Here is a 22,821-nt window from a genome sequence, read left to right as displayed (position 1 = left end):
GAGAAAACCCATGAGTCTGTTCGGCAGAGTGTTCATCGGCGCCTGGCTCACTGCAGTGATCATGGTGCTCGTGGCGGTATATATCACCCACTTTCGGGAGTTTGGCGATCCACGGCAGAAGGACCGCTGGGAGGGCCCGGAGCTGTTTCGGGAAGTCACCCACAATCTGCGCATGGCCCGCCGTCACGACCCCGACCATTTCCGCCACTGGCTCGAGGACCAGCCCGCCAAAACCCAGAGGCGGATTTTTGCCGTCGACCGCCGCGGAGAGGAAATCCTCAACCGCCCGGTTCCCCCGTCCATGGCTCCGCTGCTCGAATCACTCAGCTTTCGCAATCGGGAGTCCCACGCGCTGGTAGACAAAAAGCCCAGCGTCGGTTTTTTCGTACCTCAGCGGGACGGCGAAAGCCTGCGTGTTGTGTTTATCGCCGGCAAGAGTAAGGAGGAACTGCTGCTGCGGTTTATCCTGCGCAACTTCTGGCCGATTCTGGTGCTGGCGACGCTGGCCTCGGGCCTCGCCTGCTATCTGCTCGCGCGATACCTGAGCAAACCGCTCGACAATCTGCGTACTGCTACCCGCCGGGTGGCGGCCGGGGACCTCAGCTACCGGGTAAGCCCGATACTGCGGGGCCACAGCCGGGAGCTGGGGGAACTGGCCGCCGACTTCGACTCCATGACCGCGCAATTGCAGGAATCCATGGCGGAACAGCGACGCCTGATCAAAGACGTATCTCACGAGTTGCGCTCACCACTTGCGCGATTGCAAGTGGCCCTGGGCATCGCCCGGCAGAAAAATGTGCAGGCGCTTGACCCGGAGCTGGATAAGATCGGCAAGGCAGCGGATTACCTGGAAGATATCATCGGCGATATTCTGTCGCTGCCGGTCAGCGGTGGCGACGAGCGCGCCCTTGACGATGTGGTAGAGATCAATAGCCTGCTCACCGCGCTCACCGATGACCTGAAGGAAGAAGCCGCCGCCAAACAGGCGCACTTCGCAGTGCGCACCGATGATCGTGAGCTGCTTGTGGCGACCCGCGGCAGCTCGCTCACCGCGGCACTGGAGAACATCCTGCGCAACGCGATCAAATACAGCCCGGTGGGTGGTCATATCGATGTCGTTATACGCCACCAGGGGGAACGCTGCCAGATTCAGGTCACCGACAGCGGAGACGGTGTTCCCGAGGCCGAGCTGGAAGCAATTTTCCGCCCCTTTTACCGTACTGATGAAGCGCGCAGCCGCGAAAGCGGGGGATTTGGTCTAGGCCTGGCCATCGCCCAGCGCACGGTGGCCCAGCACAACGGCAGTATTCAGGCATTCAATGCGCCAATTGCCGGCCTCGCGGTTTGTGTCACACTGCCACTGCTGGAAACCAGTTTCTAACCCAGGGGCGCTTGTTCCATAAATCACCGTACTGGCGAAGCCAATTTCCCAACGGTAAACTCGAGTGAGAAGTAACACCCGGGGCCAGATCCGCCTGCGCGGGTCCGGCCAGGCTGCATGCCTCAGTTCGCTGGCAAGCAGACCGACAACCATGGGGTCAACCTCTGGGGAACATCCACTATGCGCTGGATACTGTACATTCTGGTTTTTCTCGCCCTGCTGGTGCTTGCGGGCTTTCTCTTTCCGCGGGTCGCCACCACCGAGCGCAGCGTGTACATCACCGAGCCGCCGGAAGTGGTTTTTCCCTACCTGAACAACTTCCGCAATTTCAACCAGTGGTCGCCCTGGTACCAGATTGATCCCGATACCGAATACAGCTACGAGGGCTTTCCGGAGGGCACGGGTGCGGTGATGAAGTGGCAGAGCGACAATCCCAGTGTGGGCACTGGCTCGCAAACTATCACCGCCAGTGAACCCTACTCCCACGTTGCCATGGACCTGGATTTCGGCACCCAGGGCAAGGCGAAATCCGAGTTCCAGTTGCAGTCCCAGGGCAGCGGCACCAACGTAACCTGGTCCTTCTCGGCGGAAATGGGTGGCAGCCCCATCGCCCGCTGGATGGGGCTGATGGTGTCAAAAATGGTGGGCAAGTCCTACGAAGAGGGGCTGCAAAAACTGAAAACGGTGGTGGAATCGGCGGGCTCCCCGGGCTCGCCCAGCGGTGCTGACGACGCAGTTCCCGCCGGCCCCGGCACTGTCGAACCGGAGGCGATTGATCCCGGTATGGAAAACGAGATCATCGACGAAGATGAGATAGAGGAGCCGGATACCGACGGAGACGCGCTGGAAGAGTTTGAGCGGGAACAGCCCTGAGCGAGACAAACAGCCCTGAGCGAGACAAACAGCCCTGAGCGAGACAAACAGCCCTGAGCGGGAAAATACAGCCCTGAGCGAGACAAACAGCCCTGAGCTGATACACCGGGACCGAATAAGAAAGGGCAGCCAAAGCTGTAATGGTGTTCACTTAAGCAGCTCTGTGGCGGTGCCGCTACCGGGTGCGCTCTTGTGAGACACGCCGTAGACCCATCCATGGGGGCTCTTCTGCGAGGTCCCTCTCGCAGAAGGTCTCACAAGAGCGCACCCGGCATCGCCACCTTCGCCCGATAATTTGCTAAGTGAACAGCATTAAGCCAAAGCTGCCTTTTCTTTTTGTGCGGACAAAATTGTTCGGCGCTTACTTGCGCGATCCGGGACCAGGACGTGAGCGCCCGTTCGTGTTTCTAACACCGCCGCTCTTGCCGGAGGCGCCCCCCTTGTTCGGCCCGCTTCTCCCTGGAGATTTTTTCACCGCCGCGCCCTTTGCGGGTGTCGCGGTTTTGCCAACCACGGAGCTGCCCGCAGTCGGCTTCAGCGGCGCACGAACCGGTGCGGACGTCGGCGCTTTGCGCAGCTTGCGTCGCTGGCGCTGAAGGTTTTCTTTCTCCGCCTGGGTCAACGGGCGCTGGCCCAGTTTCGGCAATCCGGCGGTGATACACAGATCGTCGATTTCCTTCGGTTCCATCTCGATCCACTGCCCCACGCGCACGTGGGAGGGGATGAATACGCTGCCATAGCGCACGCGCTTCAGGCGGCTCACACGCACGCCCTGGGACTCCCAAAGGCGGCGCACTTCGCGATTGCGGCCTTCCATCACCACACAGTAGAACCAGCGGTTACTGCCCTCGCCACCGCTCTCGACGATATCGGTGAAACGTGCCTCGCCGTCCTCCAGCTGCACGCCTTTTACCAGGCGTTTCTTCATCTCATCGTCCACCTGGCCCTGAATACGCACCAGGTATTCGCGGTCGATCACCGAAGAGGGGTGCATCAGTTTGTTGGCCAGCTCGCCGCTGTTGGTAAACAGCAGCAGGCCGCTGGTATTAAAATCCAGACGGCCGACGGAAATCCAGCGACCACTACCCAGGCGCGGCAGGCGGTCATACACCGTTGGGCGACCTTCCGGGTCGTGGCGGGAACAGATTTCGCCGATGGGCTTATTGTAAAGAATGACCCGCAAGCGGTTTTCATCGCCGTCTGCGACACGCTTGCCGTCGAATTCGACGCGGTCGTCGTCAGTTACCCGCTCGCCCAGCCCCGCCACTTCACCATTAACGGTGACACGGCCCGCTTCGATGGCCCGCTCCATTTCTCGGCGCGAACCGAGGCCCGCTCGGGCCAGTACTTTTTGCAGTTTTTCGCCCGCTGGCGCTGCGTCTTCACTCATGAATTGAGATTTTCCGGGGATTTGTTGTCATCTTCATCCAGCGCTTCAGCGGTTGGATGGTCGGGAGTTACCGGTTCGTCAGCACCGGTCTCGTGGTCAGCCTCATCCGCATTGCTCTGCGGCTCGGCGTCGTCATTACCTGCCTCAGTTTCCGGAGTCAGCGCTTCTTCAGCGTAGCTTTCCGACGCTAGTTCCACCGCTGCACCTGTTTCATCGGCCAGTTCTGTTTCTTCCGGCGCCGTCTCCAATGTCTGTTGATCGGATCCAGCTTCTTGCAGGCCTTCTTCCAGCTGCTCGTCTTCGGATTCAGAAGAGCGAGTATCGGCGCCTGCCTGGGGGGCTTCGCCAGCCGCGTCCGCTTCCGGCTCGTCGTCATCGGCACCGGTTGCGTCAACACCCAGATCCAGCACCGCATTCAGGCTGTCGATATCGCGGATCTCCGCCAGGGTTGGCAGATCGTCCAGGCTCTTCAGGTTGAAGTAGTCGAGGAACTCGCGGGTGGTGGCGTAAAGCGACGGCTTGCCAGGCACGTCCCGCTGCCCCACTACCTTGATCCAGCCGCGATCCGCAAGGCTGCGCACAATCTGGGAGCTGACCGCGACGCCGCGGATTTCCTCAATATCGCCGCGAGTGATCGGCTGGCGATAGGCAATGATGGCCAGGGTTTCCAGGGTGGCGCGGGAATACCGCTGCGGCTTTTCCTCCCACAACTTGTTGACCCAGGGAGCCAGATCTTCCGGCACCTGGAAGCGCCAACCGCTGGCCACCTGGCGCAGCTCAAAACCGCGGCCTTCGCAGCGCTGGGCGATCTGCTCGAGCGCTTCGCGCAGCTGTCCGCGCTCGGGTTGCTCACCCTCCTCGAACAGAGCGAGCAGGCGGTCTTCCGACATGGGCTGGGCCGCCGCCAACAGTGCGCCTTCCAGGATCCGGCTGAGTAATTCCGGGGTAATGCTCATGGTCTGGTGTTCACTCGCTTTCAGCTGAACAGTGACGGCGTTGTCGCCGCGCCTGTCTCTTGTTCTGTTTCTTGTCCGGCTTTTTCCTGATCAACGGTTTCGCCGTCATGGTCCAGGTTGCCCACTTGCGCCACCTCGGGGGCATCGTCATGGGGATCGCTCAATGCCGGCGACGCACCATGGTCGTCGCCGGAGAATTCGTCATCCGCCGCAAGGAGATCGCCAGCATCGTCGTCGTCAAAGTCACGGTCAAAATCGCCTTCGTCAGGAGACCGCTGCACCTCGCCGCGGGAGCGTACGTGAATCGCGCCAAAAGCCTCGTTCTGCACCAGCTCCACCAGAGATTCCTTGACCAGCTCCATCACCGCGAGGAAGGTGACCACGACCCCCAGGCGACCTTCTTCGGCGCGAAACAGGGCGACGAAAGGCACGAACTGGCGGTGGCGGATCTTGTCCAGCACCTGGGTCATACGCTCGCGGGTGGAGAGCTTTTCCCGCTCCACCTGGTGGCTTTCGAACATGTCGGCGCGACGCAGCACCTCAGACAGAGCCAGCAGAACCTCCTTCAGGTCCACTTCCGGCTCCGGGCGGGTGAGTTTGCGGTCCGGCCCCGCAGCGCTGGCCTGGTGGATGTCGCGGCCCATGCGCGGCAGCTCGTCCATATCTTCCGCCGCGGTTTTGAAGCGCTCGTATTCCTGCAGGCGGCGGATCAGTGCGGCGCGCGGATCCTCGCCCTCCTCTTCCTCCGCTTCCGGCGGGCGCGGCAGCAGCATACGCGACTTGATCTCCGCCAGCATCGCGGCCATCACCAAATACTCCGCCGCGAGTTCAAAGCGCATCGCGGTCATCATTTCCACGTAGGACATGTACTGGCGGGTGATATCCGCAACGTTGATCTCGAGGATGTCGAGGTTCTGGCGGCGGATCAGGTACAGCAGCAGGTCCAGCGGCCCCTCGAAGGCTTCGAGAATGACTTCGAGGGCGTCCGGCGGGATATACAGGTCGCTGGGCAAGTCGGTGAACGCCTTGCCGGCAACCATCGCGAAGGGCATCTCCCCCTGACGGGGGCCAGCAGCGGGCTCGGCATCCACGGCCTGCGCATCGGCGTCTCCGGCTGCGGGCTCGTCCTCGAGCACCTCTACCGAATAGGTCACTTCCGCCACGGGCGCGGGGTCCAGGTCGGTCCCGGCCGCCGTGGATTCCGCCACCTCAGCCTCGCCGGATGCGACACCGGTCGCTTCTTCTACGTCGTCACTGGACACACTGCCGTCCTAAGCCAAAACCAAACGGGCGATTATACATCAGCGTCAGCCGAGAATTTCATCAATCGCACCACAGCCCTGGCGCACCAGCACCGGCTCGTCGCCGGTCAGGTCGACCACTGTGGTAGCCTCGAGACCGCAGAAACCGCCGTCGATCACCAGCTCCACCTGGTGCTCAAGGGTGTCGCGGATGTCGTACGGGTCGGTGAGGGGTTGATCGTCGCCAGGCATGATCAGGCTGCAGCTCATCAACGGCTCGCCGAGGGCGCTGATCAGCGCCTGCACAATGGCGTTGTCCGGCACCCGCAGGCCAATGGTCTTGCGCTTCGCGTGCGCCAGGCGCCGCGGGACCTCGGAAGTAGCGGGCATGATAAAGGTGTATGGCCCCGGGGTGTGATTCTTCAGCAGGCGAAACATCTGGTTGTCTACCTTGGCGTAACTCGCCAGTTCTGACAGATCCCGGCACATCAAGGTGAAATTGTGGTCCTTGTCCAGTTGGCGCAGGGCGCGGATGCGCTCCACCGCCACTTTTTCCCCCAAGCGACAGCCAATGGCATAGGCAGAGTCTGTGGGAAAAACGATCACGCCGCCGGACGAGACGATCTCCGCTGCCTGACTGATCAGACGCGCTTGTGGATTATCCGGATGAATCTGGAAGAACTGCGCCATTCATACCCCCTGAGACGGTAATTTTCATTAATCTGAAGTGGCGCCAGTTTGCCACAAAGACCTCGGGCAAGCAGCCGCCCACGGAGCTACCGCCAGGCCGTCGTCGGCCCAGCGGCTCTATGTATTCGCGAGCGGTGCTTATTAAGTGTGCCAAAGAGTTAAGTGCGCCAAAGAGCCCAAACAGGCTCGACGCCCTCCGGCAGGCGCACACTGCCCAGCTCGCGCCACGGCTGATCCGGTTGGTGAAAGTCGCTGCCGAGGGAGGCCAGCAGCGGCTTGCCCTTTTCCCGCACAGCGCCGACCCGCTCCAGCAGCGCGAGGATTTCCCGGGTCTGCACAGGGTTCTGCTGCCCGCACACCACCTCCACCGCGTCGCCACCGGCACCGTGGAATTCACCCAGCAGTGACTGCAGACGCATGCGGGTAAGTCCGTATTTAAGGGGATGAGCCAGTACCGCGGCACCACCGGCGGCGTGAATACTGCCTATGGTGTCCGCCATGTCCGGCCACGCCACAGCGACATCGCCAGCTTTACCGCTGCCCAGGTATCGCTTGAATGCCTTGCCTTCATCCGGCAGATGCCCAGCTTCCACCAACCAGCGGGCGAAATGGGGACGGCCGATGACCCCCGCTCCTGCGAGCCGCCTGGCACCCTCCAGGGCACCGACAAATCCCCGCTTCTCCAACCTCGCGGCAATCTCCCGCGCGCGCTGGTCGCGCAGCTGGTCGCGCGTATCAATGGCCACGCCCATGGCCGCGGACGCCGGGTCGATATTGAGACCGACGATATGCACCACCTGCCGCCCCCAACGCGCCGTCAGTTCAATGCCGGGCAGCAGGACGATGTTTTCCTGGTCGGCGGCGGCCTGAGCCGCGGCGAAGCCCGCCACGGTGTCGTGATCGGTGAGTGCCAACAGTGTCACACCGGCCAATTTCGCCCTCGACACCAGCGCTTCAGGGCTTAAAATACCGTCGGACGCGCTACTGTGGCAGTGCAGGTCGACCTGACCAGCCACTGCCTCAGCGGTCAGCAGGCGTTGTGATAACGGCATGTCAGGGTCCATATTCAGGATTCATAGTGGGTTGCCCGCGAAGTCAAAAACTGTGTTCTGAAAAGTGTCCGATTAATGGAACAATCCCTCTGTTTTTCGGCCTGCTTTGCCAATCCGACACCGGGTGGCCATTTTGAAGGAACCGCCGTTAACTACCGCTGTCTTAAGTTCGTAATTGCGACCTCAGGAAGCCGGTTGCCCAGCGGACCGGCTCACCGGTTTCAGGGATAACGCCCCGCAAGCGGGGGAATCACCATCGCCACTGACAGCTGTACCGTCAGCCAGCGGGCATTATCACCGGAACAGACGATGACTGATACCAATCAAAACCCTACCCGCCAACCGGAGCAGGCTCCGACGGCCGCGGGCTCCGACAAACAGATCGCCGAGACAAAGCCGCAGAAAGAAAGCCTGCTGGCTAATCTGCTGCTCAATATCGTCATTCCTACCGTCATCCTGTCCAAGCTGTCCGGAGACAGCTGGCTTGGTACCAAGTGGGCCATCGTGGTGGCACTGGCATTTCCGCTGCTTTATGGCCTGCGCGACCTGCAGCGCTCCGGCAAGGTGAACTTCTTTTCCGCACTCGGCATCATCAGCATCCTGCTGACCGGCGGCATGAGCCTGCTTGAGTTCGAAGCCAGATACATCGCCATCAAGGAAGCCGCCATTCCCGGTCTTCTGGGCATCGCCACTATTGCAAGCCTCTACACCCGCTGGCCACTGGTGCGCACCCTGATCTACAACGATCGCATACTCGATACCGGTAAAGTGGCCCGCCGCCTGACAGCCCGCGGCACCGAGTCCGCATTTGACCGCACTCTGCAACAGGCCTCGTGGATGATTGCCGGATCTTTTTTCCTGTCGTCTGCGCTGAATTACATTCTTGCCGAAGTCCTGTTGAAAAGCCCCCCCGGCACCGAGGCATTCAACGAAGAACTGGGAAAAATGACCGCGCTCAGTTTCCCGGTAATCGCCTTGCCCGCCACGGTAATCCTGATGCTGGTATTAGTATTCCTGTTTCGCCGAATCGGTAAACTGACCGGGCTGACACTGGAAGAGATACTGGTACAACAGTAATCACCCCCTGACCGTTGCATCAGAAAAAATTTGAACCCGCAAAAACAGAACACAGGAAACAGAACCCGCCTATGTGGTATGTCATTATCAGCCAGGATGTTGACCACAGCCTGCCCCTGCGCCAGTCCGCACGCCCGCAACATATCGCGCGCCTCAATGACCTAAAGGAACAGGGCCGTCTGCTGATCGCCGGGCCACACCCGGCTATAGACAGCGAAGACCCCGGCGAAGCGGGCTTTACCGGCAGTCTGGTGGTGGCCGACTTTCCTTCACTGGAAGATGCCAGAGCCTGGGCAGACGCCGACCCCTATGTAGCCGCCGGCGTCTACGCGGCGGTAACCGTCAAACCCTACAAACTGGTATTGCCCTGAATCCCCGGCATTTGGTACCGATGAATTGCCGAAAAATTACCGCCACGATAACAATTATCCGACCCGACTTATCCCAGACCATGAACAGACTCCGCAACATCTTCGCCGCCACCCTGATCGCACTCGGCGCCAGCCACACCCAGGCCATCAGCTCCGACCGCTACATAACAGACGAGCTGCACGTGCCCATGCGCTCCGGTCAGGGCAACGAGTTCCGCATCCTGCACCGCGGCCTGCCGAGCGGTACCAAACTGACCCTGCTGGAGGACGCCCCCGATACCGGCTGGGCCAAGGTGCGCACGCCCGGCGGTGAAGAGGGGTGGGTTCGCCGCCAGTACCTGGAAGACGAGCCGGTAGCAAAAATCAAGCTGGCCCAGGCGGAAGCGCGCCTGAGCCATGTCGAGAGCATGCAAGGTGATCTCGGCGGTGAAGTGCGCCGCCTGGAAGCATCCAACAGCAAGCTGAGTTCCGAGCTGCACGCCGCATTGGAGCGTGCCGACGCCCTGGAACGCGAACTGAAAGAGCTGAAGTCCCTGTCGTCTGATGCAGTGGCGCTCAACCAGCGCCACCAGAAACTGCTCAACCAGCACGAGCTGCTGAAGCAGCAACAAACCATGGACAAAGCGGAAATCCAGCGTCTCGCCAGCAGTGAGACCCGCAAGTGGTATATGTACGGCGCCCTTTCGGTGTTTCTCGGCGCCTTCCTCGCGATGATCGCCCCACATTTCCGTCCGCGTAAACGGCACTCGGAGTGGGCCAACTGATTTCGTCCTTGTTTCCGTCGTCATGAGCTGCGGTTAGAATCCAGAAACCGGCTCACAAGGCCCGGTCAGCGACCGGGCCTTTTTTGTTTTGCGTTTCGAAAAACTATTCAAACAGGGATAACCGATATGACACGCCTGTCGCTGCTCAAATCACTCGCCGCCACACTGCTGGCCTGCCTGTCATGCTTCGCCTCCGCCCTCAGTGAAAACCCACGGGTCGTGTTGGAAACCGACCTCGGCGATGTGGAACTGGTGTTGTATGCCGATAAGGCGCCAAAAACCGTAGAGAACTTCCTCGCCTATATAGACAGCGGCTTTTACAACGGCACCATTTTCCATCGCGTCATCCCCGGTTTTATGGCTCAAGGCGGTGGTTACACCTTCGACTTTCAGGAAAAGCCGACCCGCGACGCCATCGCCAATGAGTCGGCCAATGGCCTCTCCAATGCGCGTGGCACCATCGCGATGGCACGCACCAACGATCCCGATAGCGCCACCTCCCAGTTCTTTATCAACCTGGTGGACAACAGCCGCCTCGATGGCAGTGCCAACAAGGCCGGCTACACCGTATTCGGCAAGGTATTGCTGGGCATGGCGGTGGTGCAACAGATTGCCGCTGAGCCCCGCGGCCAGTACGCAAGCTTTCCCGATGCCCCCAACACCCCAGTGCGTATACTGAAAGCCAGACGCGCAGACAGCGCCAGCGACGCCAACCCCACCACCGACAGCATCGGAGGCAACAGCCAGTGATTGCACTCAGCGTCAATCTCAACAAGATCGCCCTGATCCGCAATTCCCGCGAAGGCAACTACCCGGACGTGGTCGCCCATGGGCGCACCTGCCTGGATGCCGGCGCCCACGGCATCACCGTGCACCCGCGCCCGGACCAGCGACACATCCGCCCCCAGGACGTGCGCGATCTATCCGCCCTCTGCGCCAGCCGCCAGGTGGAGTTCAATGTGGAAGGCAACCCTTTTGCCGGCGCCGTGGGTAGCTACCCGGGTCTGCTGCCACTGGTACTGGAGACCCACCCGCAGCAGTGCACGCTGGTTCCCGACAGCGATGACCAACTCACTTCGGACCACGGCTTCGATCTGAACAAGGACGGCGCGCGCCTCGAACCCATCATTCGCGAACTGCGCGACGCGGGCATACGCGTCAGCCTGTTTATGGACCCGGACAAAGCCCAGATCAGTCTCGCCAGAGAAGTGGGCGCGGATCGCATTGAACTCTACACCGGCCCCTACGCCGAAGCGGTCAGCAATCAGAGCCCAGCTCTGGAAAAGATTTTCGCCGCCCACTGCGCCGCCGCGGAACACGCGTTGCACATGGGCCTGGGCGTCAATGCCGGGCACGATCTCAATCTGATCAACCTGCCCCGCTACCGCACCCTGCCCGGCCTGCAGGAAGTCTCCATCGGCCACGCGTTGACGGTCGACGCCATCAGCATGGGGATGGCCAACGCAGTGGCGGCCTACGTTAACTGTCTGGCAGGCAAATAATTGCAAACCCCAGAACTCCCCACGCTGAATATCATTGGCGCCGGCCGCCTGGGACGCACCCTCGCGCGCCTGTGGTACCGGCGCGGGGTGTTTGCCATCGGCGGAATCTGCAATCGCAGCATCGAAAGCAGCGCCAGTGCCCGGGAATTCATCGGTGCCGGCAACGCCGTGGACAAGCTCCATGCCATGCCGCCGGCTGATGCGTGGCTGATCGCCGTCCCCGACGACCAGATCGCGGCCACCGCGGAAACTCTTGCGCCACATCTGCCTGCGAACGGACAGGCGCTGGTGTTCCACTGCAGCGGCGCCCTCCCCGCCAATGCGCTCGCCGCGTGCACTCCCGCGCTCCTCGTCAGCGCCCACCCCGTCCACAGCTTCGCCGACCCACAGCGCTCGCTGGACGAGCTGCCCGGTGCCACCGTAGCACTGGAGGGCGACGAAGCCGGCGTAGCACGACTGCAGCACGCTTTTCACGCTCTGGATTGCCACTGCCTTTCCCTTACCCCGGAACAGAAAGTGCTGTATCACACCGGCTCGGTAATGGCGTGCAATTACCTCACGGTACTGATGGATATCAGCTTGCAGACATTCGCCGCTGCCGGTATCGACAACGAAACGGCCAAAGAACTGCTGGCGCCCATTGTGCTGCAGACCGCGCGCAATAATTTTGCCCTCGGCACAGAACGCGCCCTCACAGGGCCACTGGTGCGCGGCGACGTTGGGACCGTGGCCCGCCAACTCCAGGCCCTGGAAGCGCTGGCACAGCGCGAACCGGAGCACTCCGCACCGTCGGAGGCGTACCGCACCCTCGGCAAGGCCGCGCTGCCACTGGCAAAACGCGCGGGACTGAGCGAAACTGCGCGCCGCCAACTGGCTGCACTATTCTCTGCCCACCGCAACGACACAACACCGTGACCGACTCCCCCGAATATCTGAAAAAACGCGCATTTTTCGACAGCCTGCTCACTATTTACGGGCGCAAACCTGTACTTGAGGCGCTGGAAGACAACAATCTACCCGTGCACAAGCTGCACCTGGCAGACAGCAACCGCAAAGACCAGCTGATCAGTCGCATCGAGCAGCTGGCAGCCGAACGGAGAATTGAAGTCGCACACTGCGACAGGAAAGCGCTCTCGCGTATTTCCAAAAATGCGAAACAGGATCAGGGGGTAGCGCTGGACCTGGCGCTGCCCCACTACGGCGATGCGGAAACTTTCCTGAAGGAAAACCGCCAACAGCATTTCGAGTTACTGGCACTGGACGGCATCACCAACCCTCAGAACCTGGGCATGATCATCCGCTCCGCCTGTGCCGGTGGTATTGACGGCATAATCCTGCCACGCAAGGGCTGTGCACAGATTGATCCGCTGGTGATCAAGGCCAGTGTCGGCACCCTGTTCAAAACCCGGATTCTGCGCTGCGACCAACTGGCGCCGGTTCTGCAGAAATTCTCCGAACGGGGCACACGCGTCTACGCCCTCTCCTCCCATGCCAGCGACACTCTCCGCACCGTCGACGACCGGGAACCAACAATCTTTGTGCTCGGCAACGAGACCCACGGTGTCAGCCCGGCGGTGGAAAAGGCCTGCACCCAGCGCTTGCGCATCCCGATGCAAAATGGCGTCGAAAGCCTGAATGTTGCCATCACTGCGGCGCTGATCAGCTTTCGTCACCAGCACTGAGCCCAGGTCGCAAGGAAATTCCCGCCATTCGCTTGTGTTCCTCAGAACAGCAGCCACGAAAAAGAAATTTTGCGCCATTAATTCGCCTTTTTATCTCGGCCCTACTGGAAAAGTCGCCGGGATCAACTAAAAAGTAACGGGTATAACGACGGATTCCGCCATCCGGTCACAAAGGTGTACACAAGTACCAACCAGAGATTTGACGCCGGCACTTTCCAGACACACGAATATGCTGCGGCGCGCTGAGCAAATAAACCATAAAACCAAGGATGAAATTTATGCCTTTTAAATCCATGTCCATCGCAAACAAACTGGGGATCGTGCTGGCGACCTCCATGATCGCCAGCACCCACGTGATGGCACAGGAAGACCGCTATGTCGACATTATGCCGTTCGTCACGCGCGTAGACTCCGATCGCAATACCGACCGCCAGTCCGCCGGGCTGCGCGCGGTTTATGGATGGCAGACCAGCGGCAACTGGTTTACCGAGGTACAGCTTTTCGGCACCCAGCTCGACAGGAGATCAAACAGATTCCAGTCTCCGCCGGTTGTGCCCAGCCCCTATGTGTATACCGGCAAGCTTATTCCTAGCAGTGAAGATGACCTGGCCGGCCTTGGTATGGATGTCGTCTACAGCTTCAGCGGGCGCAATGGCTACGGCCCATTTCTGCTCGGTGGCCTGGGGGTTTCCCACAACAACACCAAGTTCGATTACGGTGTGCAGGAAACCAATGCGTTCGTTAATCTCGGCGCCGGTATCACCAGTGGTGCCATCAGCCAGAATGGGTTGAAAGTCCGCGCCGAGGTCCGTTATATGCGTGACTTTTTTGCAGAGGATTTCGACGATTGGCAGTTCGGCGTCGGCGTCAGCATTCCGCTTAGCCAGCCGCCGGCGCCTGCCCCCGTCGTCATGGCACCGCCACCGGAGCCGAAACCTGAAATCGTCAATATCGACAGTGATGGCGACGGTGTGCTGGACCAGAACGACCGCTGCCCCAACACCCTGCCAGGTGCCAAGGTCGACGAATATGGCTGTGTAATCAAAGACCAGACCATCACCCTGGAAAACATCCAGTTCGAGTTCAACTCCGCCAAGCTGACCCCGAGAGCGGAGGCCTCACTGAACAAGGTGGTTCAATCGCTGCGCGACCAGGCCAACACCCAAGTGGAAGTGGCGGGCCACACGGACAGCCAGGGCAATGACGGTTACAACCTGCGCCTCTCGGGCCAGCGAGCAGAGTCCGTTCGTCGCTACCTGATCGCAAGTGGAATCGACGCCGCGCGCATCACCGCCCGTGGCTACGGCGAAACCAAACCAATCGCATCCAATGCGACAGAGGCAGGCCGGGCGCAAAATCGCCGGGTGGAACTCACCTTCCGCTGAGTCGGGTCAATCGTCCGAGCGAGGCTGTAGCGATGGGAGAAACGCCGCGCTCGGGAGGTATGACCAAATCACTTCCGGGGACGCAAATCCCCGGATAGCAGAAAAGCCGGCATTCGCCGGCTTTTTTTATTCACAATCCACAGAATCTGTGGATATGTCTGTGAGCAACCAACGGGAAAACGCCGCCAGGCCCCATTACTTCGTCGTGACAACAATGTGAAGAAATTTTAACCAAAATGATTTTTTCCTTGTAAATCAGATGGTTGCAATTAACTTCAAATCAATCTTGACAAATTTCCGATGTAACTGAAACACCACATTCGTTCTTCACCCGCTGTGGAAAGCTTTTTGGTGTAGCCCTTCCTGGCTACTGAATTTGGCGCTAGAAGCAGGAGAAGTGGCGGTGAAGGGAGAGTTGCACAGTATGAGAGCGGGTTATAGCGGGCGCGCCCCAGCGCGGCGCATTGGCTGACCAATTGGCCAGCAAAATCCGCGGCCCGCCACAGGCGCTTCGCGCCGGATTACTCACCGCGAATGGATCAGGGGAAGGTTCAGCCTGTGCGGGAAAAAGCCGCCAGCGGGTGTGTCGTGGTAATCGCCATCTGTACGCGGTCACCGGGCTTGCCGTGTACTTCGTGACTGGTTCTCACCCGCAGCTGGGCGCCGCCTTCCACGGTCACCGCATAAAGTCGGGAGCAGCCCTCATAGCGGACCCAGTCAATGACACCGTTACCGATCGACGATGGCACCAGCGAGAGGTCGTCTGGACGCAACAACAGGTCCACAGGGCCTTCGCTGGTATCGATGGGGATCCCCGGCGCCGGACCGAGTGCGGTGGATACCTGGTGCGCGCGCAGTTCACCAGGCAGGAAACTTGCCTCCCCAAGAAATCCGGCCACAAAACGGCTCGCGGGCTCCGCAAAGCAAATCTCCGGCGTGTCCAGCTGCTCCAGCACTCCCCCTTTGAGAATACCAACGCGATCCCCGACCGACAGCGCCTCTTCCTGATCGTGAGTCACCCAGATGGCGGGCACGCCGGCTGCCTTCAGTGCCTCGCGGATCTCCCAGCGCAGGTTGTCTTTGAGCGCTGCGTCCAGGTTTGACAGCGGCTCATCCAGCAGCACGAATGCCGGCTGGTGGGCCAGGGTGCGTGCGAGCGCCACCCGCTGTTTCTGCCCGCCGGACAGCCGCGCGGGTTTGGCATGACGGAAGCTGTCGAGCCCCAGCAGATTCAGCCAGTGATCCGCAAGTGTCGTATCGGTGAGGCGGAAGCAGACATTCTGCTCAACCGTGAGATGCGGGAAGAGCGCGAAATCCTGAAACACCATGCCCACATTGCGTTTTTCCGGCGGCACGATCCGGGTGGCGCTCGCGCGCCACGCACCCAGCTCGATCTCTCCACTGGAAATGGGAATCAGCCCAGCCAGCGCCTGCAGGATCGTGGTCTTGCCACAGCCTGTGGGGCCAACCAGCATCAGCACTTCGTCTTCCGCCAAGGCCAGATTGAGATTTTTTACGACGGCAGTCGCGCCGTAATGTACCGACAGATTACTAACCTTCAGCATCAGGATTGGGGAGTCTCAGTAACATCAATTTCAGCCCGGCGCTCACCGGACAACATCAGCGCAAGCCCCAGGGCGGACATCAGAACCAGCAGTAAGCCGGGAATCGCAGCGCGGCCAAAATACCCCGCTTCATATACCCGCCACAAGTAAGTGGCCAGAGTTTCGAATCCCGTGGGACCGAGCATCAGCGTTGCAGGCAGTTCACGCATGGCCTCCAGGAACACCAGCGCCGCGCCGGCGACCATTCCGCGCACCGTAAGCGGCAGAGTCACCCGCTGGAAGGCCTCGCGGGGGCTGGCGCCCAGCACGCGCGCGGCCTTTACCAGGCTCGGGTCCAGCCCCTCGGCTGTGGAGCGCACTGAACCCACCGCCAGCGGCAGAAAACGCAGCACGTAGGCGAGCACCAACAGTCCCAACGTCTGGTACAGGAACGGCAACTGCAGACCGACGTACACCAGCGCCGTACCCATCACAATACCCGGCACGCCAAAACCGAAATAGGTCATACGCTCCATCAGGCGCCCGGCGCGGCCCGCAATAGCCGCATGGGCCACCGGAATGGCAAGAATTACCGCAAATATCGCCGCCAAAAAAGAAGCGTGTGCTGAGTTCCATGCGTAACTGAATTCAAATCCTTCGCTACCCTCGCGTACCAGCCAGATCCCGAACACCGCCAGCGGCAGCGCAATCGCGAGCATCAGGATCGGCACCACCGAAAGCACAATGGCAAACTGCTGGCCGCGCCCGGGCCAGAGGGTGAGGTGGCGCCCCGGCCGTTCGCGGCTGCCGCGCACGCGGGATTCCAGAAACAGCACCAGACCGACAATCACCAGCAGTTGCAGTGACAGCATTGCCGCCTGGCTGAGACCAAACGCGTTGTATTCAACGAAGATCACCCGGGTGAACGTATCCAGACGCATGATCGCCGGAGTACCAAAATCCGACAGCGTATACAGGGCCACCAGCAAGCCGCCGGCGGCGATACCGGTAACGACGCGGGGCAGAACCACCCGCCACAGACTCGCCCCAAGGCTCATTCCCAAGGTGCGGGCGGCGTTCACCAGGCTGGCATCCAGGCTGAGCAGGGATGCCCGGGTGGTGAGCATCACAAACGGATAGGAATACAGGATCATCACGATAGTGGCGCCCATCAGCCCATCCATTGCGGGTACCGGCAGGCCCAGCAGGTTTTCAATCTCACCGCCGCGGCCAAATGCCGCATAGAGCGTGAAGGCACCGATGTAACTGGGAATCGCCAGCGGCGCGGCGAGCAAAATCAGCCACAGCCGGCGGCCCGGCATCTGCGCATAGGCGGTCAGCAGCGCCAGTGGCACCCCGATCAGGATTGCCCCAAGCACCGTGAACACCATCAACAGCAGGGTGTTGGTCAGAACCTTCAGGTTGTGGGCATCGAACAGTTGCACATCATCGGAGGCAAGCCCGAACAGCACCCCCACCGGCACCAGCGCCATCAACGCAACGATCAGTGCCAGCGGATAGGACACCGGCCAGCGCAGCAGAGACCCTGGCGTCATAGAACGCCAACACTGCGCATGAGGTTGAGTGTCGGACGCAGGTCAGCCAGCTGGGTGAGATCCACTTTGGGCGGGGAAATACTGCTCAGGGGCACCAGACCTTCCGGCGGCTTTACACCGCTGACCAGCGGAATTTCATAGGCCTCGGAGGCGAGGTAAGACTGCACTTCGCGGGACAGCAGGTAGCGGATGAAATTGATCGGCAGATCGCCCTCACTGAGCGCCAGGATTCCGCCCGCATTCACCAGGCATCCGGCATCGTTTCTGGTGAACGCAAGATCCACGTTAGCGTCGGGTTTTCCGCTTTTCAGACGCAAGGTGTAGTAGTGGTTGGCAAGGCCGACGTCCACTTCACCACGCTCAACGCCCATCACCACGCCCAGCTCACCGGCGTAGTTTTTGGCGCGTTGATTAACCGCCCGCAGCCACTCGCCCGTCGCCTTGTCGCCTTCCAGCAGGCGCATGGCAGTAACGAAAGACTGAAACGCGGCATAAGCCGGCGCCCAGCCGATGCTCAGGTTGCTGTCCGCCAGCGCCATAATGCTGTCGGGGATCTGCTCCGCGGTCAGACGCTCGGTATTGTAGGGCACGGTGCGGATGCGGCCGGTAACCGGTGCCCACTGCGGATAGCGGAAGCCGGGTTTCAGCTGCGCGATCAGATCTGAAGGTAGGGAGCGCGCCAGGCCGGCATCCGCGACCAGGCCAATAGCGCCGGAATCTACCGCCCAGAACACGTCAGCACGGCGCACTCCGGCCTTGGCTTCGGCCACAATCGTATTCGCCAGCGCGGCGGTAACACCGCGACGGATCTGCAGATTCAGCTTGGGATTGCGCTTCTTGATGGCTTCGAGAACATTCTCGTAAAGCCCACCCTCCCCGCGCCCGAGATACAGGGTGAGGTCACCTTCCAGCTTCGGCAATTGATCGACGGAGACGGCACCTTCCCCGGAATTGGCCATGGGGCTCGCAGCCAGTGCGCGGGCTGCCGGCAGACAACCCAGCGCGCCAACCGCAGCCAGGCTATGCAAAAAAGCTCTGCGCTGCACGATGATTCCTTACTGAAAATAAAGAGCGGAGCCGGCAACATACCGATGCCGGCGGAACCTTAGAAGACGTCTTTACGTTTCTTTTCTGCTTCCAGCAGCAGGCTCTTGGCCTTGTCCAGCTTCACCTGCATGGCTTCTACCACCTTGCGTACGTCATCAACGCTGGTTTTGCCATCCAGTGCCTGGGGCAGGGTCACGTTGAAGTCTTTTTCCAGATCCTCGACCAATGCCGCGTCCTGCTCGATCAGCGCGCCCTCGACACCTTCAAAGCGGTGCAGATAGGTGTCGTGCACGATGGAAGTCGCCGCTTCCGGCAACTTTTCCGCATACTTGGCCACCACGCGATCCAGGCGATGCTTGATGTCGTCGAGGGTCTCCGGCATGGTGGTGGGCTCGGCTTCAGTGGTTTGCACCTTGGCCAGCAGACCTTTCTCCTGGAACTGGGCGGCAAGCTTCACCGCACCCAGTCCCTGCCACAGTGCCTGGTTCAGTTTGGCCTGCTCTTCACGCACCTTGGCGACGGGGGCACCGGCTTCAATCGCCTGCTTCACCCCGAAAATGCCCTGCCAGATATTGGCATAGACCGGGACATAATTGGTTTCGATCGCGGAATGGAAGTCTACCTCTTCCCAGTACTCCACCATGACCTTGGTATCGGTACCCTTCTGCCCTTTCTTCTCGTAGGTATCGACCACCTCGTCGAACTTGCTCACCAGCCAGTTCACCTCCTCGCTATAGGAGCTGATATGAGCCTTAAGGTCATTCACATGGTCGCCAATGGCGCCATTGGCGGAAACCTGACCGGCTGTCAGCAGGGCAAAAAGGCCAAAAGCGAAGCCCAGGCCGCGGTGCTTCCGTACGATGTTTAGAGATTGCATGGTCACTCCTGATATCTGATCCCCGCAAATGATATTCATTATCAAAGCGAAGATAAAGCGCAATCACCTCTTCGTCCTTCATCTTACGGGCCTGGGCCCTGTTGGCAGATCAGAACACTGGCGAGCGCGGCCGGAAAATCAGATCAATGGGGTTGTGTTACTGCGAGTACTGGCGGAAACGATAATCTATCCACCTTCTCTATTGCGGCAGGATGCTACCAGCCCGGGACGGGCATTTCACCCTTTTCCTCTTTACGACGAGCGACAACAGGTGGGAATCACATCTTCAGTACCGGGGTAGACAGGCACCAATATGGTATCGAGAACCACGCCATCATCAGGCAGGTGATTCAGCGCCGTCCTGATGAAAACGAAAATGTCAAGCAAGTTCGAGGCAAAGGTACCCCGCAGCTGTTGTAATGAATTTCCTCATATAAGGATATCTATGAACGTTTATTGCCAGGCAATCCGGGCTCACCGCTATTCCGCTTGACCACTCTTGGCCTCGCGAGGAAGCGGTGTCAGCACAAAGTCCAGCAGCCGCCAGTCCAGCGCTACGGCGATCTCGCAGGCACGGCGCAAATCGTCGTCGGTCGGTGCGCAGCCGGAGCGGCTGCAATAAAAGCCCTCGCCGAAAAAGAGATGCCCTTCTTCGCGAAGTCGTACCTGCACCGATTCCGCCCATTCCATTTTCGCCAGCTCTCGCTGGATCTTCTCCGGCGTATCGCTAAATTTACCGCCCAGCTCTTTTGGGGCACGACTCAGCAAACCATTCAGTGCGTCCGATGTCTGACGCAAGCCATCTTTCAGGATGCTTACCGAAATAAACAGCGCAGCCGCCGCATCCGTCCACCACAAGCCGACACCAATACCAATTACGCCCACCATAGCCGCCACACCGGTTTGCCAATCGGCCTTATTCATCTCAGCATCGGTATAGAGAATCTTGTCGTAAAGTGGCTTTGCCAGTTTTGCCTTGGCATGCCCGAGAATCACCGGCGGTATTACAGCCCATACCAGCACTGGCAGCATCCACCAGCCGAGCCAGATATCCACACCAAAGTACGACTGCAAGCCGATGGTGGGGTGATGCTGTTGCAACAGTTTTAGCAGGGCATCCACTGCGAGATAGCCACCAACAATAAGCAGCGCCAGCGCCGCCACCAGGTACCCGAGCGATGTCGCAGAGTGGAGTCCGTAGGGAAAGTGATTATCGGGTTTCCGTTTGCGCACGCGGTTGGCGATCAGGAATACCACCGGCGGAATCATACTGAGCAAATCTTCAATCCACGCTGTGCGCATCGCTTGGGAGGTTCCCATCACCAGATACATCAACACCGCGACACTCAGTAGATAAGCGAGAGTCAGCCACTCCAGGCACACCGCACGGCCAAGATACTTTTCCTGCGTAGTGGAAAATTCGTGTTCCGGTGCCAGTCTCATGAGGTTGGCCCCGGTTGAATTCTGAAGGACGCACCTTTGAGAAATCGCTCCAGAGTCACCAGCCAGCGGTTCTCACCGCGACGGACAGCCATGACCTGTGCTCGCTGCTCACCCTCCTCAGGTGTGAACTCGACATAAGGGCGGGTGAATCCCACTTCGCGATAGGGTGACGATTTGAGTAGACCGCCGACCACGATATCCAGTTCTCCGCGCTGCAACTGTTGCATGGCGGAATCCACATCTACAATGCTCCACTTCGGTGACGCCCCCAACTCCGAGGCGAATTGCTGTACCAACTCAATCTCCAACCCCCGCGGCACATCAGAGCGGATGTCGGTCCAGGGTGGATTGTGTATCACACCGACCCTGATCCTCTTGTCGCGCAGAACCTTTTCAAGCGTATCGTGAGGATCTTTGGGAATTTGATCGCAGGCGGCGAAAAATGAAAAAAACAACAGGAAGGAAAGCAGTCTAAAAAAAGTAACGATCCCCCAACCTTTTAGGATGCTAAAAGACATTTATCGCCACCATATTGTTGATACCCCCTCTCGACAGAGAGGGGCAATTACTGCTCAGTGACGCTGTTGCGCAGATTGGGAAATTCCGTAATGACCATAGAGATCTTGACGGAACTTGGGATCGGTCAAATCTGGCCAATTGTTTTTATCAAAACCTTCAGCACTTTTTAATAGCTTCTTATCAACATTCAAAATGAAGCACTTCTCCGCCGTATCCACGCGCATTGCTTCTGGAGGAATTGCGAACAGATCATCGCCAATACCCATAACACCACCAAATGAAAGAACGTAGTAGGCGACGCTATGGGTTTCAGTATCAATCATGATCTCTTTAATTTCGCCAAGATCCTCGCCTTGACGATTCTTGACCTGATCACCTTCCAGAGATGAAGCAGAAAGCAATGTATGATTAGCCATGACAATATTCCCTATAAAAAATAAAAATAGTACGTTTACGCTATACAAGCGGCCCCTTTGATTAAACCTCAGGTACAACCCCCAGAGTATAGGAATACATATTTTCTCGGACCTATTTTTTTCGGACATTTTTTCTAAATAAAAAACCGATCATAGAATTCCGGATGCTCACAGCTTTTAAAGCAACCATCAATTCATGATTACCATTGCGAGCACCAGCAATTCACACAGACAGCTGTGGAACATTACGCAGCGATTTATGACTCCCATCACACATAATCAGGACAAAGGATTTTTTGTATCAGCGCCTAATTCAGTCTTTTTTGTGCCACTTGTCGTCATCGCCTTTTTCATATTTTTCTTTCACAGCACTCCAAGCGATCTTTGCTGCACGCTCTTCCTTATCGCTTTCGCTCTTGTGTTGCTCATATGCACTGTTATAGGCACTCTTGTAGATTTCCTGTGCGTGTTTCGGCAAGGGATTGCGGACATTCTTCGGCAGGTCGTCGATGGACTTATACGGCATAACAAGCCTCCATAGTTGGCGGGTCTGGCTTTTAACGGCAACTCGCGGGCACCCCTGACTGTAGCGGATATATCTCCGGCAGTTTGCATTACGTTTGAACGAGCGTGGACAGAACCGCCCTCTTTGTATAGCGCGCCGAAAAATTGCAAACTCATCTGCAATTTGTTGCAGACAACACCCCGCCGCGACGCCAGAAATTTTATGCGTGACCAAGGAGACTTTTATTCCGCCCGCACCCGCAGGATGTTCGTCGCGACCACCATGTTTTTTAGTGTCACAGTTTTCCGGTGGCGAGAGTTGAGCAAGTAGCCAAGGTTCATCCACAGGTATTCCGCGGAAATACGCTTCGCGGTGTTTTGCATCATCTGCACATTACAAGAGATGCTGGCGCACATTGCGGGTTCGGAAATCAACACCGACTCCGCTGGGGCGTCGGATCAAAGATCTTCCCCCCCCCTCCAGGTGATGCGACACACGACCAAGGCAAGAACTGCTCAGGTGGTGCTCAATAACTGATCCAATAACTGAT

General features: G+C 59.1%; 21 protein-coding genes and 2 pseudogenes. 10 read left to right on the top strand and 13 right to left on the bottom strand.

Going from position 1 to position 22,821, the window contains the following annotated elements; all coding sequences use genetic code 11:
* The first annotated feature begins 10 nt into the window (after nucleotides 1-10).
* On the top strand, nucleotides 11-1,381 hold the full coding sequence (locus GNX18_RS02250) for an ATP-binding protein (RefSeq protein ID WP_166215189.1): 1,371 nt from the start codon (nucleotides 11-13) through the stop codon (nucleotides 1,379-1,381).
* Nucleotides 1,382-1,498: 117 nt separating this feature from the next.
* On the top strand, nucleotides 1,499-2,254 hold the full coding sequence (locus GNX18_RS02245) for an SRPBCC family protein (protein WP_166215187.1): 756 nt from the start codon (nucleotides 1,499-1,501) through the stop codon (nucleotides 2,252-2,254).
* Nucleotides 2,255-2,810: 556 nt separating this feature from the next.
* Here the strand turns inward: GNX18_RS02245 and rluB are convergent.
* The 5 genes and pseudogenes from rluB to GNX18_RS02220 all read right to left on the bottom strand — a co-directional run.
* Nucleotides 2,811-3,644, bottom strand: a pseudogene (rluB, locus tag GNX18_RS02240) (23S rRNA pseudouridine(2605) synthase RluB); the annotation flags it as partial.
* On the bottom strand, nucleotides 3,641-4,600 hold the full coding sequence (scpB, locus tag GNX18_RS02235; RefSeq protein ID WP_166215183.1) for an SMC-Scp complex subunit ScpB: 960 nt from the start codon (nucleotides 4,598-4,600) through the stop codon (nucleotides 3,641-3,643). The pseudogene rluB and the gene scpB, both read right to left, overlap by 4 nt.
* A gap of 281 nt (nucleotides 4,601-4,881) precedes the next feature.
* Nucleotides 4,882-5,691 (bottom strand): annotated as a pseudogene (locus GNX18_RS02230) (ScpA family protein); the annotation flags it as partial.
* A 216-nt stretch (nucleotides 5,692-5,907) separates the two neighbouring features.
* Nucleotides 5,908-6,531: an L-threonylcarbamoyladenylate synthase gene (locus GNX18_RS02225; protein ID WP_166215181.1), complete on the bottom strand. Its 624-nt coding sequence runs from the start codon at nucleotides 6,529-6,531 to the stop codon at nucleotides 5,908-5,910.
* Nucleotides 6,532-6,689: 158 nt separating this feature from the next.
* Complete coding sequence (locus GNX18_RS02220; RefSeq protein WP_166215179.1) at nucleotides 6,690-7,583, bottom strand: PHP domain-containing protein; 894 nt, start codon at nucleotides 7,581-7,583, stop codon at nucleotides 6,690-6,692.
* Nucleotides 7,584-7,892: 309 nt separating this feature from the next.
* On the opposite strand from GNX18_RS02220, the gene GNX18_RS02215 reads away from it, so the two are divergent.
* The 8 genes from GNX18_RS02215 (at nucleotide 7,893) to GNX18_RS02180 (ending at nucleotide 14,364) form a co-directional block, all read left to right on the top strand.
* Complete coding sequence (locus GNX18_RS02215) at nucleotides 7,893-8,660, top strand: VC0807 family protein (RefSeq protein ID WP_371808082.1); 768 nt, start codon at nucleotides 7,893-7,895, stop codon at nucleotides 8,658-8,660.
* A 71-nt stretch (nucleotides 8,661-8,731) separates the two neighbouring features.
* Complete coding sequence (locus GNX18_RS02210; protein WP_166215177.1) at nucleotides 8,732-9,031, top strand: YciI family protein; 300 nt, start codon at nucleotides 8,732-8,734, stop codon at nucleotides 9,029-9,031.
* 80 nt (nucleotides 9,032-9,111) lie between these two features.
* On the top strand, nucleotides 9,112-9,795 hold the full coding sequence (locus GNX18_RS02205) for a TIGR04211 family SH3 domain-containing protein (RefSeq protein WP_138236506.1): 684 nt from the start codon (nucleotides 9,112-9,114) through the stop codon (nucleotides 9,793-9,795).
* Nucleotides 9,796-9,921: 126 nt separating this feature from the next.
* Nucleotides 9,922-10,545 carry a peptidylprolyl isomerase gene (locus GNX18_RS02200; protein ID WP_166215175.1) on the top strand — a complete coding sequence of 208 codons (624 nt, stop codon included), beginning with the start codon at nucleotides 9,922-9,924 and terminating at the stop codon, nucleotides 10,543-10,545.
* On the top strand, nucleotides 10,542-11,297 hold the full coding sequence (locus GNX18_RS02195; protein ID WP_166215173.1) for a pyridoxine 5'-phosphate synthase: 756 nt from the start codon (nucleotides 10,542-10,544) through the stop codon (nucleotides 11,295-11,297). Before GNX18_RS02200 ends, GNX18_RS02195 begins: the two co-directional genes overlap by 4 nt.
* On the top strand, nucleotides 11,298-12,212 hold the full coding sequence (locus GNX18_RS02190) for a Rossmann-like and DUF2520 domain-containing protein (protein WP_166215171.1): 915 nt from the start codon (nucleotides 11,298-11,300) through the stop codon (nucleotides 12,210-12,212).
* Nucleotides 12,209-12,979: a 23S rRNA (guanosine(2251)-2'-O)-methyltransferase RlmB gene (rlmB, locus tag GNX18_RS02185; RefSeq protein WP_166215169.1), complete on the top strand. Its 771-nt coding sequence runs from the start codon at nucleotides 12,209-12,211 to the stop codon at nucleotides 12,977-12,979. The genes GNX18_RS02190 and rlmB overlap by 4 nt, the downstream gene beginning before the upstream one ends.
* A gap of 278 nt (nucleotides 12,980-13,257) precedes the next feature.
* Nucleotides 13,258-14,364, top strand: a complete 1,107-nt coding sequence (locus tag GNX18_RS02180; protein WP_166215167.1) for an OmpA family protein — start codon at nucleotides 13,258-13,260, stop codon at nucleotides 14,362-14,364.
* A gap of 551 nt (nucleotides 14,365-14,915) precedes the next feature.
* Here the strand turns inward: GNX18_RS02180 and GNX18_RS02175 are convergent.
* From GNX18_RS02175 to GNX18_RS19545, 8 genes are all read right to left on the bottom strand, one after another.
* Nucleotides 14,916-15,929, bottom strand: coding sequence for an ABC transporter ATP-binding protein (locus GNX18_RS02175; protein WP_138236500.1), 1,014 nt, complete (start codon nucleotides 15,927-15,929; stop codon nucleotides 14,916-14,918).
* Nucleotides 15,929-17,464, bottom strand: coding sequence for an iron ABC transporter permease (locus GNX18_RS02170; RefSeq protein ID WP_240914170.1), 1,536 nt, complete (start codon nucleotides 17,462-17,464; stop codon nucleotides 15,929-15,931). The genes GNX18_RS02175 and GNX18_RS02170 overlap by 1 nt, the downstream gene beginning before the upstream one ends.
* Nucleotides 17,461-18,510 (bottom strand): substrate-binding domain-containing protein, encoded by a 1,050-nt coding sequence (locus GNX18_RS02165; protein WP_138236499.1) that lies wholly within the window; start codon nucleotides 18,508-18,510, stop codon nucleotides 17,461-17,463. Before GNX18_RS02165 ends, GNX18_RS02170 begins: the two co-directional genes overlap by 4 nt.
* Before the next feature lie 59 nt (nucleotides 18,511-18,569).
* On the bottom strand, nucleotides 18,570-19,388 hold the full coding sequence (locus tag GNX18_RS02160) for a hypothetical protein (RefSeq protein WP_166215165.1): 819 nt from the start codon (nucleotides 19,386-19,388) through the stop codon (nucleotides 18,570-18,572).
* Nucleotides 19,389-19,868: 480 nt separating this feature from the next.
* Nucleotides 19,869-20,831 (bottom strand): cation transporter, encoded by a 963-nt coding sequence (locus GNX18_RS02155; protein ID WP_166215163.1) that lies wholly within the window; start codon nucleotides 20,829-20,831, stop codon nucleotides 19,869-19,871.
* On the bottom strand, nucleotides 20,828-21,349 hold the full coding sequence (locus GNX18_RS02150; protein WP_166215161.1) for a transporter substrate-binding domain-containing protein: 522 nt from the start codon (nucleotides 21,347-21,349) through the stop codon (nucleotides 20,828-20,830). Before GNX18_RS02150 ends, GNX18_RS02155 begins: the two co-directional genes overlap by 4 nt.
* Before the next feature lie 54 nt (nucleotides 21,350-21,403).
* Nucleotides 21,404-21,766 (bottom strand): PRC-barrel domain-containing protein, encoded by a 363-nt coding sequence (locus GNX18_RS02145; RefSeq protein WP_166215159.1) that lies wholly within the window; start codon nucleotides 21,764-21,766, stop codon nucleotides 21,404-21,406.
* Between the two features lie 313 nt (nucleotides 21,767-22,079).
* On the bottom strand, nucleotides 22,080-22,616 hold the full coding sequence (locus tag GNX18_RS19545; RefSeq protein ID WP_240914168.1) for a ChaB family protein: 537 nt from the start codon (nucleotides 22,614-22,616) through the stop codon (nucleotides 22,080-22,082).
* Nucleotides 22,617-22,821: the final 205 nt, after the last annotated feature.

The organism is Microbulbifer sp. SH-1 (assembly GCF_011326135.1).
GTDB lineage: Bacteria > Pseudomonadota > Gammaproteobacteria > Pseudomonadales > Cellvibrionaceae > Microbulbifer > Microbulbifer harenosus.
The sequence above is the reverse complement of the archived record's forward strand: the minus strand, read 5'-3'. Positions and strand labels throughout refer to the sequence as shown.

Excerpts from the sequence above, each read along its gene's own strand:
- GNX18_RS02205 (WP_138236506.1), top strand. The coding sequence starts at position 9,112 with ATGAACAGACTCCGCAACATCTTCGCCGCCACCCTGATCGCACTCGGC.
- GNX18_RS02170 (WP_240914170.1), bottom strand. The coding sequence starts at position 17,464 with ATGACGCCAGGGTCTCTGCTGCGCTGGCCGGTGTCCTATCCGCTGGCA.
- GNX18_RS02180 (WP_166215167.1), top strand. The coding sequence starts at position 13,258 with ATGCCTTTTAAATCCATGTCCATCGCAAACAAACTGGGGATCGTGCTG.
- GNX18_RS02155 (WP_166215163.1), bottom strand. The coding sequence starts at position 20,831 with ATGAGACTGGCACCGGAACACGAATTTTCCACTACGCAGGAAAAGTAT.
- GNX18_RS02150 (WP_166215161.1), bottom strand. The coding sequence starts at position 21,349 with ATGTCTTTTAGCATCCTAAAAGGTTGGGGGATCGTTACTTTTTTTAGA.
- GNX18_RS02245 (WP_166215187.1), top strand. The coding sequence starts at position 1,499 with ATGCCTCAGTTCGCTGGCAAGCAGACCGACAACCATGGGGTCAACCTC.
- GNX18_RS02200 (WP_166215175.1), top strand. The coding sequence starts at position 9,922 with ATGACACGCCTGTCGCTGCTCAAATCACTCGCCGCCACACTGCTGGCC.
- GNX18_RS02215 (WP_371808082.1), top strand. The coding sequence starts at position 7,893 with ATGACTGATACCAATCAAAACCCTACCCGCCAACCGGAGCAGGCTCCG.
- GNX18_RS02210 (WP_166215177.1), top strand. The coding sequence starts at position 8,732 with ATGTGGTATGTCATTATCAGCCAGGATGTTGACCACAGCCTGCCCCTG.
- GNX18_RS02175 (WP_138236500.1), bottom strand. The coding sequence starts at position 15,929 with ATGCTGAAGGTTAGTAATCTGTCGGTACATTACGGCGCGACTGCCGTC.
- GNX18_RS02160 (WP_166215165.1), bottom strand. The coding sequence starts at position 19,388 with ATGCAATCTCTAAACATCGTACGGAAGCACCGCGGCCTGGGCTTCGCT.
- scpB (WP_166215183.1), bottom strand. The coding sequence starts at position 4,600 with ATGAGCATTACCCCGGAATTACTCAGCCGGATCCTGGAAGGCGCACTG.
- GNX18_RS02250 (WP_166215189.1), top strand. The coding sequence starts at position 11 with ATGAGTCTGTTCGGCAGAGTGTTCATCGGCGCCTGGCTCACTGCAGTG.
- GNX18_RS02225 (WP_166215181.1), bottom strand. The coding sequence starts at position 6,531 with ATGGCGCAGTTCTTCCAGATTCATCCGGATAATCCACAAGCGCGTCTG.
- GNX18_RS02220 (WP_166215179.1), bottom strand. The coding sequence starts at position 7,583 with ATGCCGTTATCACAACGCCTGCTGACCGCTGAGGCAGTGGCTGGTCAG.
- GNX18_RS02145 (WP_166215159.1), bottom strand. The coding sequence starts at position 21,766 with ATGGCTAATCATACATTGCTTTCTGCTTCATCTCTGGAAGGTGATCAG.